The organism is Geobacillus sp. WSUCF1 (assembly GCF_000422025.1).
In the GTDB taxonomy this organism is placed as follows: Bacteria; Bacillota; Bacilli; order Bacillales; family Anoxybacillaceae; genus Geobacillus; species Geobacillus zalihae.
Genome location: NZ_ATCO01000102.1, coordinates 1 through 16,608, shown reverse-complemented (window position 1 = coordinate 16,608; position 16,608 = coordinate 1). Strand labels below are relative to the sequence as shown.

The window sequence follows — 16,608 nt, the reverse complement described above, 5'->3', positions numbered from 1 at the left end:
TTTGCTCCACAGTTTGACCACTGCGTTCACTCCCAACCGCGACCGTAGGATATTTTTAAGCGAAAAGCTTTTTCACGAATCCGTCGTCTTGTCCGATCCTCCTCAATCAGCCCAACGCTGCACATTCCGATGTCTGTACGAAATCTCGTCCGCATCCATCAAACAGTCGTACGCTTTGATCATCAGCTCAATGGCCAGCCGTTTATCAGGCGCCATGAAATCGGGGCCAAGGAAACTTTCCAGCTTCTCTATACGGTGATACAACGTTTGCCGGACAATAAACAGCCGCTTCGCTGTCTCTTGTTTCGAGCCGTTGCACTGCAAGTACACCTTGAGCGTTTCTAGCAGCTTCCCATTGTACTTCCTGTCGTACTCGATAATCGGCCCTAAATATTGACAGGCCGTTTCGCGCAGATTGCTATATTTATCTAGAACCATGATCATCCGATACAAATGCAAATCCTCGTAAAATGGACTGACCGTTTGATCCTTCAACCGGTTTCGAATTTTCAGCGCCTCCAGCGCGGCTCGATAGCTTTGATTCATGGCAGAAAGAGAGTTGACAAACGTTCCAACGCCTATGGATAAGGAGGGAAGACGCGTCCGTACAAAATCTGACGCCTTAATGGATTCAATTCCATCTTCGACCCGCTTTTTCCACGTGGACTCACCCCGCCAATCAAGGGCGATAAACGCCAGCTGCCGGCCTATCTCCACAGAAAACACGAAAAATCCTCGCTGCTCAAATAGCGAACGACATAAAAGCTTGAAATATGTCAAATCAAAATTTCCTTTTTGATGAGCCTTTCCACCTTGCAAACCCACACAACTCCCCGACGGCTGTCAAAAGAGGGATGATGATCCAATAAAAAGGAAGAAATCTCTTGGTCTGAGTATTCCCCTTCAAGCCATCCTTTCAGCCACTCGTTTTCCTCCGTGCGCCGTTTCTCCTCAGCATAAAGGTTCCGCAATAAGTGTTGCGCCAAAGCAGTCGCAGTGCGATCCAAAATGAGAAGGTCAAACTCATTGACATCGCGGCCGTCAGGGAGAAGGGCCAGCTCCGCATACTCGGCGCCGAACAAAGAAATCGGCTTGACGACCGCATCTACGGGCCATCCGCTGTTCCCCGAACAGATGCTGGCCTCGCGTTTCTGCCTCGGCCGACATGGAATGTACTCCACATCCCCGCCCTGCATTTTAAAAGCCACGTGATGGCCTAAACAATCATGCAAACACGTTAAAATCTCCCGATGGTCATGAACGGTCAACAGCTTTTTGTTTAACTCTTGGGAATACGATTCAAGCTGGGAAATCATTTGATACTGTTGGTTGATCAAATGCGTATGGATGTCATGGGTGATTTCAACGAACGGGACTTCTTCAAGGAAAAAGACGATCGGGAAATCGTGCTGATCCGCCAGTTTTAACGCTTCATCAGGGATGGAAGAAGCATATGTTCCTAGTTCGATGCACAACCCGGAGGCATCGCATTCGATCAGTTGCCGAAGCAGCGATAAAAACAACGAAGCATCTTCCCGCCATCCGACTCCAGTGGATAAAATCAACTCTTTGCCCCGTAACAAATTGCTGATTTTCGTCACCTCGACGACATGCACCCACTTGACGATTCTGGACAACCCGCCTTTTCCAGCGGCAACAACGGCTCTTTCAAAATATTTTCTCCTTAAAACGTCAGCGACCGTAAGAGGAAAGCTGCATTCCATTCTTGCCTCTCCCCCTTTTGCTTTGTCTTTATTATCACAAATATTCGAAACTTTATAACTAAACTCCTTCTATAGCCGAGACGCCTATTGACAAATCGTCCAATGAAACTCCATTTTTAGTTGGCATTTTGTCTAATGTGTAGAGTGAATTTTTCCATATACACTAAAAACAATCGCGTAGTGAGATTATTTGAAAAATTTAAACTCTTTTTGAGAGGGGGAATAGGGATGAATGATTCCGGTCTGCAAAAAGGATTGAAAGAGCGCCATATGGCTATGATTGCCATCGCTGGGGTCATCGGCGCCGGATTGTTTGTCGGAAGTGGAGCTGTTATCCATTCGACAGGACCGGGAGCTGTGTTTTCCTATGCCTTAGCGGGTGCTTTAGTCGTTCTCGTGATGCGGATGCTCGGGGAGATGGCCGCGGCTCGTCCGACAAGTGGTTCATTTGCTGCTTACGCCCATGAAGCAATCGGTCCTTGGGCAGGATTTACGGTCGGATGGCTTTACTGGTTTTTCTGGGTGATCGTCATCGCCATTGAAGCGAACGCAGGAGCCGCCATCATCCAATATTGGTTTCCTTCCATTCCGTTATGGCTCCTAAGCCTTATCCTGACTATATTGATGACACTCACCAATATTTGGTCGGTTAAATCGTACGGGGAGTTTGAATACTGGTTCGCGTTCATCAAAGTAGCAAGCATTGTCCTTTTTCTTATTCTTGGTTTGGCCTTCATTTTCGGCCTTGCACCGGGCAGCGATCCGGTCGGCTTAAAAAATTTGACTGGTCACGGCGGATTGATGCCGCATGGCATCGGTTCCATCCTTGTTGGCATTGTCATCGTTATTTTCTCCTTCTTCGGAACGGAAATCGTCACGATCGCCGCCGGAGAATCAGCCGAACCGCAAGAAGCAGTATCCAAGGCAACTAAGTCGGTCACATGGCGGATTTTAGTGTTTTACATCGGCTCCATCGCCGTTGTCGTCACATTGCTCCCTTGGAACTCAGCGAGCGTGTTGAAGAGTCCGTTTGTCGCCGTGCTCGAACACGTCGGCGTCCCTGCGGCCGCCCAAATCATGAACTTTATCGTATTGACCGCCGTGTTGTCCTGCCTCAATTCCGGACTGTACACAACGTCGCGCATGCTTTACTCTCTCGCAGAGAAAGGAGAAGCGCCAAAGTCATTTTTGCGGCTGAGCAAAAACGGTGTTCCAGTGCGGGCGGTCATCGCTAGCACGTTGTTTGCGTACATCGCCGTCATCATGAACTACATCTCGCCGGACAAAGTGTTTCTGTTTCTCGTCAACTCTTCCGGCGCGATCGCGCTGCTCGTCTATTTAGCCATCGCCGTCTCGCAGCTCCGCCTGCGGAAAAAACTCGAACGCGAAAACAGCGATTCGTTAAAAATTAAAATGTGGCTGTTTCCCCACTTGACCTATTTTACGATTCTCATATTGCTCGTGATCCTCGCCTCAATGCTGTTTATCGATTCGATGGTGTCTCAGTTGCTGCTGACGTTGCTCATCACCGCCGTCGTCATCGTTTGCTACTTCGCCTTTGCAAGGCGCCGTCTCGACCCAACCTATGAGCCGGCGGCATCCACAATAGCGAAAGATTGATTTTCACCACATGAACAGGCGTCCATCGGCACGGGCGTCTGTTTTGTCTGTTCCGCCCCGCCCAAACGGCGGCGGAACAGAAAAATGACAACTTTCCAAACTTCCGTCGCCGCCTATTACCTTTGCCGTCATTTCGTTGTATACTGACATTGAGAATAATTTCACAAATCAGGAGGCCTAAACATGATCGTCCACGAACTGACGGACATCGAACATCTATTCACTGAACAATTGCGGGAAGGCTACTACGTGATTCGTGAAACATACCAAAACGTACTCGTTGAGCCGGAAGACGGCGACACCGTCCGGCAAGTGGACGCCGGAACGGAAGAAGTCGTCACCATCGTATTTGATCCCGGCGACGAATACTCCCTCATTTGCCTTGACACCTACACGTTCGCCGACGGCATCCCGTCTTTAGCGGAGCTCAAAGAAACGATTGCCGCGGAGTACGACGTCTTTGTCGACCACCGCTGGGCCGCGCCGTCATTGTAAAAAGCGCCTGAAACGACGGACATCAGGGACTCGGACATAGACGCAACGCCTGTTTTACCAAAGCGCTTTTCATCAGCCGAATCGAAAAGCAGCCCGTCCACCTAGCGAGCGGGCTGCTTCGATTTCTTCTCGAACCGAAACACGCGGAAGCCAATATCAAGCTCCGTCTTCCCCGTTTCATAAACGATTTTCTCCCCCGCGCGGCGAATGCGCTCGCGGCCGATGTCGCAAATCGTCCGAAACCCCACCCGATACGCCTCGGACGTTTCCGCAAGCCGTTCGGGAAGCTGCACCATTATAAACGACCGCCGGCCGCCGTCTTCTGCGTTTTGCTGCATGACGGCATGGGCCGTTGTCGCCGAGCCGGAAAAAAAGTCGAGGATGATGTCATTGTCCTTCGTTGTCAACGCCACCATGCGCTGAATGAGCTTCACCGGCTTCGGGTAATCCATCACCGCCAGCCCGTCGAACAGCTCCTTCAGCTCCTTTTTCGCCTCCTGCGAATGGGACACCTCGTCATGCGTCCAAATCGTAAGCGGCGTCACCGTCGACTTCACTTCGCTTAAAAACCGCTTCAGGCGCGGCACCCCGTTTCCGTCTTTGCCAAACCAAATGCGGTTGTCTTCCACCAGTTCGGTGAAGCGCTCCTTCGTCACCCGCCAGCAATACCCGTTCGGCGGGGAGACGACCCGGCCGCTTGGCGTCACAATCTCATAAATCTTTTCCGGAATCGGCGGACCGACCGACAAATCACCTGACGTCCACGGCCCCCGCGGGTCATTGTCTGGGTTGGCATACCGCCCGTCCGCTTCCGGATGGCGCGGCAAGCCGTACCAAGCTAAACGGTCGATATTTTTCGCGTAACAGAGGATGAAGTCATGGTTGCGCGAGGCAAACTTGTTCATATTCACAGGCGAAAACGCCCGCTGCCAAATGAACGTGGCGACAAAATTCCGCTCGCCAAACAGTTCATCGCACATCTTTTTCAAATTCGCCTGTTCTGTATCATCAATGGAAATAAACATCGCCCCTGTCTCCGCCAACAGCTCTCGCGCCACCCAAAGGCGCGGGTACATCATGTTAAGCCAGCCGACATGGCCGCGCGCTTCTTCCTGGATTCCGCTAGGAACAACGGCTTTCCCCTTGCGCCAATTGTCTTTGTACGTGAGCACTTTTCCGGTATTGTACGGCGGGTCGATGTAAATCATTTGAATGGTTCCTGCATGCGTTGCTCGCAACAGCTTTAACGCCTCTAAGTTATCCCCTTCAATATACCAATTGTTCGTCGTCTCCCACTGTTTGCTCGCTGCCTGATCCGGCCGCAATACTCCGGACGCAGGCAGCTCAGCGAGCCGCCTCGCCTCCGCCTTCCCTGGCCATGTGAACTCATACGATTCTTCCCGGCCCCCACAGCCGAGTTCCTTCCGCAACCGATCCCAATCGATGTCCCCGTCCACCACCGCTTCCGGAAAGAGCTTCTTTACCGCTTCAAGCCTTGCATCCGCTACCTGTTTCCTTCTCCCACCGACGTTTGCATGGCACGCCCTCCCTCCCCCTCCGCCATCTTGTCCGCAACGTTTTTTGTCCACGAAAAAGAGATCGTATTTCCAATATTTCGCCATGGCAAACCGTTTTCCTGCCACAACTCTTAGCTAAAAAATATCCCCGCCTCCTGCAAACGGAAGCGGAGCGTAGAACGTTTCATACGGAGCGATTCCCTTGTCAGACAAGAGAATCCGCCGATCGGACACGAAAACGGCTCTTTACACAAGCTGTCTTCGCCCCACCGCCTTCTCAGCGACCGCTTGCTGGATCTCGCTCATATTAAACGGAATAATGACATTTTCGGCTAAATGGCGCTTGCTTTCAAGCAATTCATGCATCAATTCCTCTACTGTCCCCTGCGGAAAGTGGGAACTGTCCCTCGTAATAATATGGTAGACATACACGTCCTTTTGCTGGCCGATGCGATATGCACGGTCAGTTGCTTGATTTTCGACCGCTGGATTCCACCATCGTGTGTAATGAATCACATGGTTGGCACTTGTGATCGTCAAGCCGACGCCGGCCGCTTTTGGGGATAAAATCATAATGCCAAAGCCTTGCATTTCGTTAAAGCGCCGGACAATCAATTGCCGATTTTTCGCATCGCCATCAATCACTGGAACAGAAATGCCGTATGTCTCCATAAAGATTCGTTTTAAAAGAGAGTGCAGTTTGCGAAATTCAGTAAAGATGAGCACTTTCTCTCCCTTTTGCCGAATCGTTTCAATGATATGCATCGTTTCTTTCAGCTTCGGCACTTCTTGATAAGAGAGCTGTTCATATTTCGGAATGACCGCACCGGGATGGCCGTACAGTTGACGAAGTCTCGTAATCATATTCAAAATGGCGACCTGACCCATCTCTTTTGTGGCCAACATTGACCGGGCAATTTCCTTCTGTATGGGTGAAGCTTCAACATAAATCGGCGGAACAAGGTGTTTTTTAGGCAAACGGCCATCGAGAATTTGTTGCTTCGTGCGGCGCAAATAGTACGGTTGTAGGGCCACAAGCAACGCATCATAGTCCGACGTTTCTGCATAGCGGAAGCGAAATTCTTTTAGAGAGCCTAAAGCACCAGGCTGGACAAAGTCCATAATCGCCCAAAGTTCGTCTAAACTATTTTCGACCGGCGTGCCGGTCATCGCTAAACGGAAACGTCCTTGCATGGCGCGAATGGCGCGTGAGCGCTGGCTAGTATGAGATTTAATGTTTTGCGCCTCATCACAAATAATCGCTTGAAATTCAATTTTCCCCAACAGAAGCTGGTCCATTTTGAGCGTGTCATAGCTTGTCAAAACGATATCAAACTGTGAAATGAGCTGCGACGAAGCCAGCCGTCCTCTTCCTTTATGAATATATAAACCGTCCAACAAGCTTGGGGCAAACTTTTCGATTTCCGCCACCCAGTTCTCAATCAGGGCTATCGGCAGGACGATCAACGTCGGCTTCAACCGCCCATTTGCTTTTTGATGCAACAAAAACGCAATGACCTGAATTGTTTTTCCAAGCCCCATATCATCGGCAAGCAGGCCGCCCCTTTCTTGCTCTGCCAAGTGACAGAGCCACTCAAAGCCTTCGATTTGATGCGGAAAAAGCTCCGCTTGCAGCCCGGATGGAACCGGATAGCGCCGGCATGGTGCCCCTTGGGCGCTGTCCATCTTGTATTCAAGTTGTTCTTCGTTATCTTTAATATCAAGAATATACCGGCGCTTCAACGCTTCATCGGCGTCTTTCGGCAGCTGCAGCAGCTTCCGGCGCAATAAAGGATCTAGGTAAATCCATTTGCCGTTGTATTCGACATATTGCTGATCCGGATATTTTTCCATCAGTTCGCGCAATAACGTCTCATCGTACGGAACAGTATGCCCGCTCTCCTCATCAAACCATTGCATTCCGGTCCGCTCATGAAAAAAAGGGCGAACCCGTTCAATCGGGATAAGGCCGCGGACACGTTCTGAAAACTGGTCCAAATCAAATAAATAATCATGCTCAGGCAAGACGGCCGCCGGATTTTCCAAAAACAGCGGCACTTCTTCTCCCGTAATATGCCGTTTTTGCTGCAAATGCATCATATCAGCATGAACCTGCTCCGTGCTGACGAAACGGCTGCGCCCATGGCCTTTTTTTATGCTGCTGACCCGTTGCAGTCGTTGAAGATGGCGGGTTTCCTCCTCATTTCGTCCTTTAACGACAAGCTCGATATGGTCATGGCGGTGCACAGCAACGTCTATATCGTACGCATCAACGACGTGATACGTTTCGTTTTGTAAAAAGTGTTCAAGTTCAATTCCTGCTTCGTTGGCCAGCTGTTGGCAAATGCCGATTTTTTCATATCCTGATTCGTACGATCCAAAAGCGCTTGTTTCAGCCGATATACGCGTTCCGGGAGCAGCATGAGACGGTCTGGCAGCACATAAATCGCCCCGGCCTGCTTCCCAACCCGATCTAAGTTGCGCCCGCCTGCATCAAACAGTTGCAAAACTAAGTCCGCTTCATGCGGCAACGAACGAAGTGAGAGCTTTCCGCCCACTTGCTCCTCAACAACGGGAAGCCCTAAATGTTGGAGCACTTCTTTGGCGCTTTCGTCTTTCAGCAATTCATAATACTCGCTATACGGCAAAGTCGAATCGACAAGAACGCCCGAGTCGTAAAGCTCCTCCCAAGCGACATACTGCTGAAATCCTTGCACTTTGTAATATTTTTCGATGTCTTCTTTGGCCATAGGCAGCTTCAGTTCGGCGACGGTTTTGCCGTCATGCAACTGAAACGAAAAATGAATCCCATCCTCATTCGGCGTCAAAACTGCCTTCATCATTTTCCGTTTCTTTTTGAAGAAGAACATCCCTTCTTACCTCCCAGCCGAGTTCGCGGCGAAGCCATTCATCAAATTTCCATTGCCACCCACCGTTATGGCGCAGCCAGCCGCCTGGAATTGTCAAATCTCTATCCATCAGCTCGGTTCGTTTCACTTCCCGCACTTTTCGCCACGCCTTGTTGGCAAACTGCTCGCGTTCGGCGAGCATCCGGTCGATTTTGGGCTGAAAATGGCGCCGGAATACGTCGGCGCGGTAAATATAAACCGCCCCAGTTCCGAGCACTTCCATAATGACAACGTCATGAAAATACATAATCAACGTCGTGCGTTCATCCGTCACAACGACATCCTCTAGCTTTGGAATAAACTTTTCCCAATATTGAAACCGTTCATGGTTTTTATTCACGCCGCCAAAAAAGTCTTTCAATTCCAACCTCATAATCCACTGAGCAAACCGCTGCTTTTCCTCTTCCCCGACATATCTCCATAGCATTGGTTTTCTGTGATACGTTTGCAACTTTTCAAATATCAATCTTCCGAGCGGCTTGACGTGATTCAGTTTGCACTTTTTGATCAATGCGTTCGCCATTTTTTGTTGCTGCTCATTTGTCGAAGAAACAAACATATCCCGGTACAACTCTTGTTCTTTGAGAAAAAACGATTCATCGGCCAGCTGGAAAATTTCCATCAGCACGAGTTTAAACAACGGGAAATTTTTCGTTAAATAAAACGTCTCCAATTCCTCTAAAATGCCTTTCTCGCTTTCATACGCCGTCGTCGCCAAATATACAATCGGGTCTTTGCTTGACAAATAACGCCGCCATTTTTCGCTCTTTTCTTTTTCCATTCTTTTTTCAATTTTTTCGATATGAGAGGCATAAGCATAGCGTAAAAGCTTCCAAATTTCATCCAAATCACATGTTTCATACACCACATCGACCAACACACGAAAAAGGCGGCGCTCATGACGAACGTGTTGCTGGATCACATCAATCATCGCTTTTTTCATCTCTTCCGGAAGCTCTTTTTTATATAAGTTTGGCAAAAGAAGCTTTTCCCGCCTCGACAACTGTTTGACCCATTGTTCGAATGCCGAAGACGGTGCATCGACTAGCCCCGCAAACTGGTCGGACAGCCGTTCGAGCAGCCCCCGATATTTCTCATTGCTGTTTTCCATTGTTTTCTCCAAAAGAGGCGGACGCACTTCGCGTAGCCATCGTTTCAGCAATACCGGTTCATACTCATACTTCATTCGTTCACCAACTTTTCAATGGCTTTAATTGCTTCATCGTCCTTAAGACGGAATAAAAATTCAACCCGGCGTGATCGGTCAGGATCATACTTGCCGTTTTCATCCGTCAGCGGATTGCTGAAGCTCCGGCCATTTGCAGTAATGTACTTTTTCGACAGCTCCCGCTCTTTAAAATTAGGAAACTCTTTACTATAAATATACTCTAAAACGGCGTATGCCCGTCGCTGTGACAAAGACATGTTGTACATGTACGTCCCATTTCGGTCGGTATGTCCTTCGATAATGATACTTGAAATTTCATCTTTAAACCGATCCTGCAATAAAATCCCCATATACTTAGGAATAAATTGTTGCAAAAACGCCTTCCCCTCCGGAGAAATTTCCGCCGAGTTCGATTCAAACAAAATGCTGCCGGGAAAGCGGATGGCTCCTGTTTGCTGATCGACCTCAATGGCCATATTCGACTTTTTAAACGCTTCTGTTAAAGCCCGAATGATCTCCGTTTTGACGCTGACAACCTCTTCAATTTGTTTTTCTTTCTCTTCTAACAATTCACGGTAGTCAAGGATGACAAACATCAACAACAAGGCAAACACCATCAACATGGCGCTCATTAAATCCGCATAGGACATCCAATAATTAACTTCCGTCCGTCTCCGATATTTCATGTTGAAGCCCCTGCTTTCCATTTATCCAGATGATCGACTAAGTCTTCCATATTCTCAATGAAATCGTTCTGAACCTCACTGAACTGATAAACGAGCCCGCTCACTTCCTGAACGGCTTTTGTCAACGTCTCATCAAAGTGTTGATACGTTTTGCTTAGACCGCTGTCAATGTTCTCCGCAAAATCTTTCATTGAAAGATGAAGGGCTTCTGTAATCTTCGCCAACTGTTCTTTCGTCATCGCCCAGTTTTGCTGCAGCGTCGCGATTTGCTCTGTCATCTCATGCATGTACACTTTCGTTGTTTGTAATGCTTCCTCCACCGTTTCATTTGTTTGCGTGCGCAGCTGCACAAGCTCTGGAAGAAGCTGTTTTTGCGCTTCCTGCATTTTAAGCAGCTGCTCCTTCAGCTCGCGAACGCGATTGAACGTTTCGCGCAATTCGGAAACGAGCGGGGACAGCGCAGCCACAGCCGACTGGACATCGCCGAGCAGCTGCTGCGAATCATGCAGCGATTCTTTTTGAATGCGGAGAGACTCCTCAAACTTGTTCGCCATCGTTTGAAACGAGCCGGAAAGTGAGGACGATGCATGGACAAGCCGCTCAAGCAGCTGGCTGTACTGTGTTTCCACTTCCGCATTAAATCGGGTGAACTGTTCTGCCAAATGATCATACTTCTGAGCCAACAGCTGGTTGCTCCGCATCACTTCTTGCTGAACTGGAAGCTGGTCTTTTGTCAGCTGCTGCAACTGGTAAAATGTTTCTCCTAATCCGTTCATCATCCCCGCCGTTTTTTGATAACTTTCCTTCATTAATTCAAGTTCTGCAGCCATTTTCTCAAATTGCGCAAACATTTTTTCCGTCCGCTCAAGCGTCATCGCCTGTCGCTCTTCCGTATAAGCAAAACGGCTTGTGAATGACTCAATCGTTTTCATCATTTCTGAGTGAAGCACTTGCGATTGTTGGACAAACTCGCTAAACTTTCCAATTGACTGTTGTGTCCCGCCTGTAATCTCATCAACAAGCCGACTCGTCACATCGGCGCTTGTACTTTTTGTCAACTCAATTTGCGACTCAAGCAGCTTCGCCTGCGTCTCCATCCCTTCATGCAGCTGGGCGAACTGGTCATGAAGCTGACCGAACGCTTGCTGCAGGCTGCCGTGCGACTGCTGAAGCGATAGAGCGATCGGCTGCATCGCCCTTTCAAGCGCATCAGTCAGCAGCGTCTTCAGATGGTCAGCCTGATGACGTGATAACTTTTCTAAACGGTTAAGAAACAGCTCCTCATCATCGGTGCTAAGCAAAAAGTCAAGCCGCTCGGAATGCCAGTCGATATTGCGCTCAAGCACGCCACTGATCCATCGGTCGAACATCGTCCATATTAAAGAAAGCAACACGCCCCATACAGAAGTGTAAAAGGCGACTTTCATCCCATTTATTAAACTATCAATTCCAGACCGCAACATTTCTGTATCACTGACATGCAATTGAGCCAATCCTACCGAGAGACCAACGAAAGTGCCAAGAACACCGAGACTGACGTGAATGCCCGCCCCCATGTCCATCAATGTTCGGTAGCCCATATGATGGTACATCACATCAAATCCAAAAAACGGCTCTACATTAATACGCTCATCCTCATTTTTCTGCGACACGCGATTATAATACCGCTCCCAAAGTTCTTTATATTTCGACTTTTTCACTTGGGCAAAAAGATTGTGAATGGCCTGATCAATCTCGTAGACGCTTCCATCTAAAGGACGGTTTAATTCCAAAAGCTTTGGCTTCAACTGGTTCATCACCGCAATCTCCCTATGAATGCGGACAAACTGCCAAACAGCCATCACCAAAAACAAACTAAACTGAAAATAAAGAAACAAATCAGTAAAACCTTCATTTCCGATTTTGTTAATCAAGGAAAACAACGTCTCAAAAACGGTATACAACGTCCCTCACCCGCGCTTTCTATTGTGTAAAGTCATCTGTTGCTAAGAAAAATCCAATCCGTTCCATTCGTCCCCTTCGCTGTTCATCTGATTATTCACTGGAATGGCAAAAAGCGTTCTTCTCTCCGATTCTTACAAAATCATTTTACAGGCGTTACGACCTATCGGCAATATGTAACAAAATAACAATTATATAGATGACTTGGCCGTCCAAAAAAATCGCCATGCCCTCCCTCCTCCGGCACAGAAAACAAAACGAGCCAACAAACGGAGAAGGCGGCATGGCGGATGGTGACTGCTTATGCGGTTTTTGAGTAAGAAAATGGGGGATTCTCGGATGCATCAAAGAATTTCTCAAGTTGAACAGCGCCTTGATTCATCCTTTTTTCCTGTCAAACTCAGCAGCTTCATAGAGTGTCCATGTTTTCCATCTTCGGACGACTGACTCGGTACATTTGCAGCGCAACACCGTCGACCATAAACGTTTGCGCTTCCCCATGACGTAAAGCGTACTGCTCAAGCCCAACCATAAAGTTGACTCCTTCACGGTATTCCTCGTTGCCGATCACCTGAAGCGGCGGCGACATCAGTTGGCGCGAGAGGAAGAGGATCGCCTTTTTCCGCGCCCGCGTGAGCGACACGTTGAGGCGGTTCAAACTGTAGATGAACTCCCCTTCCATCACAGCCAGTTCCGGATCGGCGACGCCGTAGCTGATGATCGCCGTATCCGCTTCTTGCCCTTGCATTTTATCAACCGTATCGACGAAAAACGGCGGACGCAGTCCTTGGTGTTCAAGCTCACGGCGAATGGCGCGGATTTGCGCCCGATGCGGCGAGATGATAAACAGCCCGCGGCGCCAAAACGCTTGGTCGCCTTCTGATGAGTCATCGTACCGTTTTTCCTCGCTGTCGAGAAGCCGTTCCCGCAACACCTTCGCGATGCTCGCCACCCAGCGCGCTTCCGCCTCGTTTTCTTGGGCACCGTACACGCCGTCATACGTGCAGACGACAAGCGGATAGTCAGGGTCGATCGCTGCTTCCACCCATTCATCGGCAGTTGGGGCATCGGCGAGCGCCAACGTTTGTTCGGCAATCTGGCGGGTGAACGCGGTATACTGGGAGCTGTAAATCCGCTCGGCCGGGTAGCGGCAAAGCGCCTCGTTCATGCGGAAATTGTCCGTCAGTTGGCGGGTATACCGCTTCTCCACATCCGCGTCAAACAGCAGGCGGAAAATCGAGTCGAACAGGTGCGGTTCCCCTTCCGCGGCCGCATACGTCCCTTGAATGATTGGCGGCAGCTGGAAATGGTCGCCGACGATAAGCAGCCTGCCTGCTTTTTTGACATGGCGCAGCGCCAACAGTGAATCGGCCACGCGGATTTGCGACGCCTCATCCAGAATGACGACGTCAAACTCTTCTAGACAGCCTTTTTCATACGCTCTTTGAATGCCGTACAGCGTGGCGCCAAGCACCCGATGGCCGCCGCTGCCAAACCATCCGAGAAGGTCACGGTCTGCCACCTCGGCGATTCCTTTGGCGTTTTCCGTCTGAATCTCGCCAAGTTTCGCGATATGGACGCTGCGCCGCGGCGCAAGCTCCTGAATTTTGCGCAGAACGTTTTCGATCGCCGCATGGGTGAAGCCCGAAACAAGAATGGCAAGCCTTCGCCCCCGTTTTTCATACATTTCCATCAGCAACCGAAGAGCGACGGCAATAAAATGCGTTTTCCCGGTGCCAGGCGGCCCCCAGACGAGCGTCAACGTATGGCGGAGAAAGTGGAGAAACGCCTGGCGCTGGCTTTTTGTCAACCCGCTTCGGCGGAGAAGCGCCTTGACTTCCTCTGCATCCCAGTTGGGACGAAACGTTTTCCGATAGCGAATCGGATCGCGAACTAAGTCCAAGATGCGATGATTGTCCTTATCCAACTGTTGCAACGCCTGCAAGACGCGCGGGGTGGTAAAATCCGCATGCCGAAGCGACAGCCAATACTCCTCTCCTTCCACAAGCGGGAACCGGTCGAGCCATTTGGGCAACTCGAGCTCGAGTTCAGCTGTCTTGCCATTATCTTCGATGGCGCGAATGCGGGTAAAGTACAAATTGACCCGTTGGGGCGTCTTCCATTCACTGGCGTACTTATGATCAGGAAACGTCTGTTGCGCCTTTTCCCCTTCCTCATTGCACTCCGTCAAAAGCCAGCTCGCCTTCTGGTCGATCGCTTCAAGCGCCTGGCGGTTGTTCAATCGGAACCGATCGCCGCCAAGGTACGTGACATGAAGCGTCACTCCGTTCTCAAGCCGCTCCGAAAGCGGAAGCAGGCGCTTTTGGCGAATATCCAAGTAGTTTAATAGCGCCTCATAGCGCGCCATAAACGCCAGCTTGGACACAAGCGGATCACGGTAATCAGCCGAATGAGGAAACGCAAATTTTTCCGGCCAGACCATAAGCGGCGAAGGATGGACGCTCTCGGCCCACGCACGGATTCCTTGAATGATGCTGTGAGCGGCCCAAAGGCGGCGGCTCAGCTCCTTCTCAACCGCTTTTCGTTTTTCCTCGTCCCCCGTTTGCCAGGCGTCGTGCAGCACATCCAGTTTCATGGCGTTTGTCAAACGAAATGAAAAACGCTCACTCGCCGAGTACAGAAACGGCGAATCATGGTAGGCCGCAATATATCGCGACAAGTCTTCAAGACGGTACGCGACATGCGCCGGCAAGGCGAACAGCTGGCTCACAGCCGTTGTCAGCACAACGACAGGAAGCGGAACCATTTCGCTTGGGTGGTCGCTGGCACTTGCTAGTGAGCTGCTATGAAAATACGACAGCAGCCGAACAGCTTTTTCGTTATAGTCTGGATCGAACAAAAGCGCTTGAAGTAGCTGCTGCACATTGTCCCATTCATAGTTGTCGATGACATACACCTGCACCGATTTTTGCGACCGCCACTCTCGCTCCCGGTTGTAATCGTGCACCGTCTGAAGCAGGCGGTCCAGCGCATCGGCAAACGTTCGGCCGACCGCGTCGCATTCTTCCAGAGAACCAGCAATAACATGATGCATTTCCGATCCCGTTCCAAACACGTCTGTTCCACCAACACGGTACAACGATGCCGCCGCAATCTTCCCCGTCAACGGATCGCGTTGCGCGGTGAGAATCAGACGGATGTCTTCCCATATCGGCATATGCGTCACCGCCTGGTCATACGGAACGACCTTTTCCTCCGCAATCGCCTCAAGCTGCGCTTCAAGCCGCCGAAGTTGACGCGCCAATCCAGCGTTTTGTTTTAGGACGTGTCTCGTTTCTTGACGCTCAAGAAGTTGGCGAAACTCATCGATCGTCTCCGGAAGCTGCCGCTCGCGGATAAAGCGGGACGCATGACTCGATAAGTACGGAACGAGGGAAATATGCGACTGTTTCCGCGCTTTGTCGAAACAGTAATCATAGAACGGGCACCATTCACAGCGATAATCCAAATGCCAAAACAGCTCATCAAGTTGCTTCCCAGCCAGCGCCGTCAATTCGCTAGCCAAAAACTGCTCAAGAAACGGAAGCAGCTGTCCGATATCTGTCAGCTGCGGCTGCTCGGTTTTGTACGTCCATATCCCGGCTTCGCGCAAATCGACGCTGCCCTTAACACCGTGCTCCTCTAACACCGAGGACAACATCAACGCGTACAGCGCCGTTTGCACGCGGTGGGAAATCTTTAACACATCTGATGATTTGATGTCGATGATGCGGAACACAAAGCCGTTTTGCCCCGGAATGCACTCAATCAAATCCGGACGACACGCCGCAAATCGGATCACTTTCAGATCCAACCCGTACCGTTCGTAAAAGCGCGGCGGCGCGATCAATGTCGGCTGGTATAAATAGCGCTTGCTCGGCTGCTTCAGCTCGCGGATCGTCTCCTCTCCATCCAAATAGCAGTGGGAAATCGGTGCGCCAGGCTCTCGCTTCCCCATCTGCACTTGGCCGGCCAAATAGGTCGTAATCACTTCCTCTTCCCACTCAACCCCTCGGCGCAGCACGCTCTCATGAACCGCAGGCTGCTCAAACAGCTCTTCCGGCACATCGAGCTCGCTGCGCCGTTCTTTCGCCAACGACTGAAAATAAAAATTCCGCTCGCACTCGTGATAAAAATAGCTTGCGATTTTGGCAGGAGAAACGTAAAGCATACATCGATCCCTTTCTAAAAACATACTAGCCGACATCCGCACTGGGACTTGTCAGTTTGTTTATTCATTGTATCATATGTTTGTACGCTTTCCTATATACACCATTCGTGCTTGTCCGACAAGAACATATGTGCTATAATGAAGGAAATTAGAATGAAAGAGGGGCCAACCATGAGCGAAGAGATCCTCTTGCAGTTGTTCAACCGCCTTGGTCATATCGAGAACACGCTGCACCTCCTCGTCGAAAGCCACAAACGGCTGGAAGCAGAACAACAAGAAATCCGAAAAGAACAACAGGAAATCCGAAGAGAACAACAAGAAATGCGAAAAGAACAGCAGGAGATCCGTAGAGAACAGCAAGAAATGCGAAAAGAACA

Annotated in this window: 9 protein-coding genes and 2 pseudogenes; 3 read left to right on the top strand and 8 right to left on the bottom strand. The window is 50.0% G+C overall.

Going from position 1 to position 16,608, the window contains the following annotated elements:
* Window positions 1-102: 102 nt before the first annotated feature.
* A pseudogene (locus I656_RS0115900) lies at window positions 103-1,724 on the bottom strand (PucR family transcriptional regulator).
* Between the two features lie 228 nt (window positions 1,725-1,952).
* Here I656_RS0115900 and gabP point away from each other — a divergent pair.
* Window positions 1,953-3,344: a GABA permease gene (gene gabP / locus I656_RS06030; protein ID WP_033005920.1), complete on the top strand. Its 1,392-nt coding sequence runs from the start codon at window positions 1,953-1,955 to the stop codon at window positions 3,342-3,344.
* A gap of 183 nt (window positions 3,345-3,527) precedes the next feature.
* Complete coding sequence (locus tag I656_RS06035) at window positions 3,528-3,839, top strand: hypothetical protein (RefSeq protein WP_020755528.1); 312 nt, start codon at window positions 3,528-3,530, stop codon at window positions 3,837-3,839.
* A gap of 101 nt (window positions 3,840-3,940) precedes the next feature.
* Here the strand turns inward: I656_RS06035 and I656_RS06040 are convergent, their stop codons facing one another.
* The 7 genes from I656_RS06040 to I656_RS06060 all read right to left on the bottom strand — a co-directional run bounded on the left by I656_RS06040 (window position 3,941) and on the right by I656_RS06060 (window position 16,231).
* Window positions 3,941-5,461, bottom strand: a complete 1,521-nt coding sequence (locus I656_RS06040) for a site-specific DNA-methyltransferase (protein WP_235048635.1) — start codon at window positions 5,459-5,461, stop codon at window positions 3,941-3,943.
* A gap of 141 nt (window positions 5,462-5,602) precedes the next feature.
* Window positions 5,603-7,456 carry a DEAD/DEAH box helicase gene (locus tag I656_RS0115895; protein WP_235048634.1) on the bottom strand — a complete coding sequence of 618 codons (1,854 nt, stop codon included), beginning with the start codon at window positions 7,454-7,456 and terminating at the stop codon, window positions 5,603-5,605.
* Between the two features lie 155 nt (window positions 7,457-7,611).
* Complete coding sequence (locus I656_RS19245) at window positions 7,612-8,196, bottom strand: hypothetical protein (RefSeq protein WP_235048633.1); 585 nt, start codon at window positions 8,194-8,196, stop codon at window positions 7,612-7,614.
* Complete coding sequence (locus I656_RS06045) at window positions 8,171-9,451, bottom strand: hypothetical protein (RefSeq protein WP_020755523.1); 1,281 nt, start codon at window positions 9,449-9,451, stop codon at window positions 8,171-8,173. The genes I656_RS19245 and I656_RS06045 overlap by 26 nt, the downstream gene beginning before the upstream one ends.
* Entirely contained in the window at window positions 9,448-10,119 is a 672-nt protein-coding gene (locus I656_RS06050; protein WP_033005917.1) for an OmpA family protein, read from the bottom strand. The genes I656_RS06045 and I656_RS06050 overlap by 4 nt, the downstream gene beginning before the upstream one ends.
* Window positions 10,116-12,062, bottom strand: a complete 1,947-nt coding sequence (locus tag I656_RS06055; protein ID WP_020755521.1) for a MotA/TolQ/ExbB proton channel family protein — start codon at window positions 12,060-12,062, stop codon at window positions 10,116-10,118. The genes I656_RS06050 and I656_RS06055 overlap by 4 nt, the downstream gene beginning before the upstream one ends.
* Before the next feature lie 407 nt (window positions 12,063-12,469).
* Window positions 12,470-16,231 (bottom strand): bifunctional RecB family nuclease/DEAD/DEAH box helicase, encoded by a 3,762-nt coding sequence (locus I656_RS06060; protein WP_033005914.1) that lies wholly within the window; start codon window positions 16,229-16,231, stop codon window positions 12,470-12,472.
* Window positions 16,232-16,402: 171 nt separating this feature from the next.
* Here I656_RS06060 and I656_RS06065 point away from each other — a divergent pair.
* Window positions 16,403-16,608 (top strand): annotated as a pseudogene (locus I656_RS06065) (hypothetical protein); the annotation flags it as partial.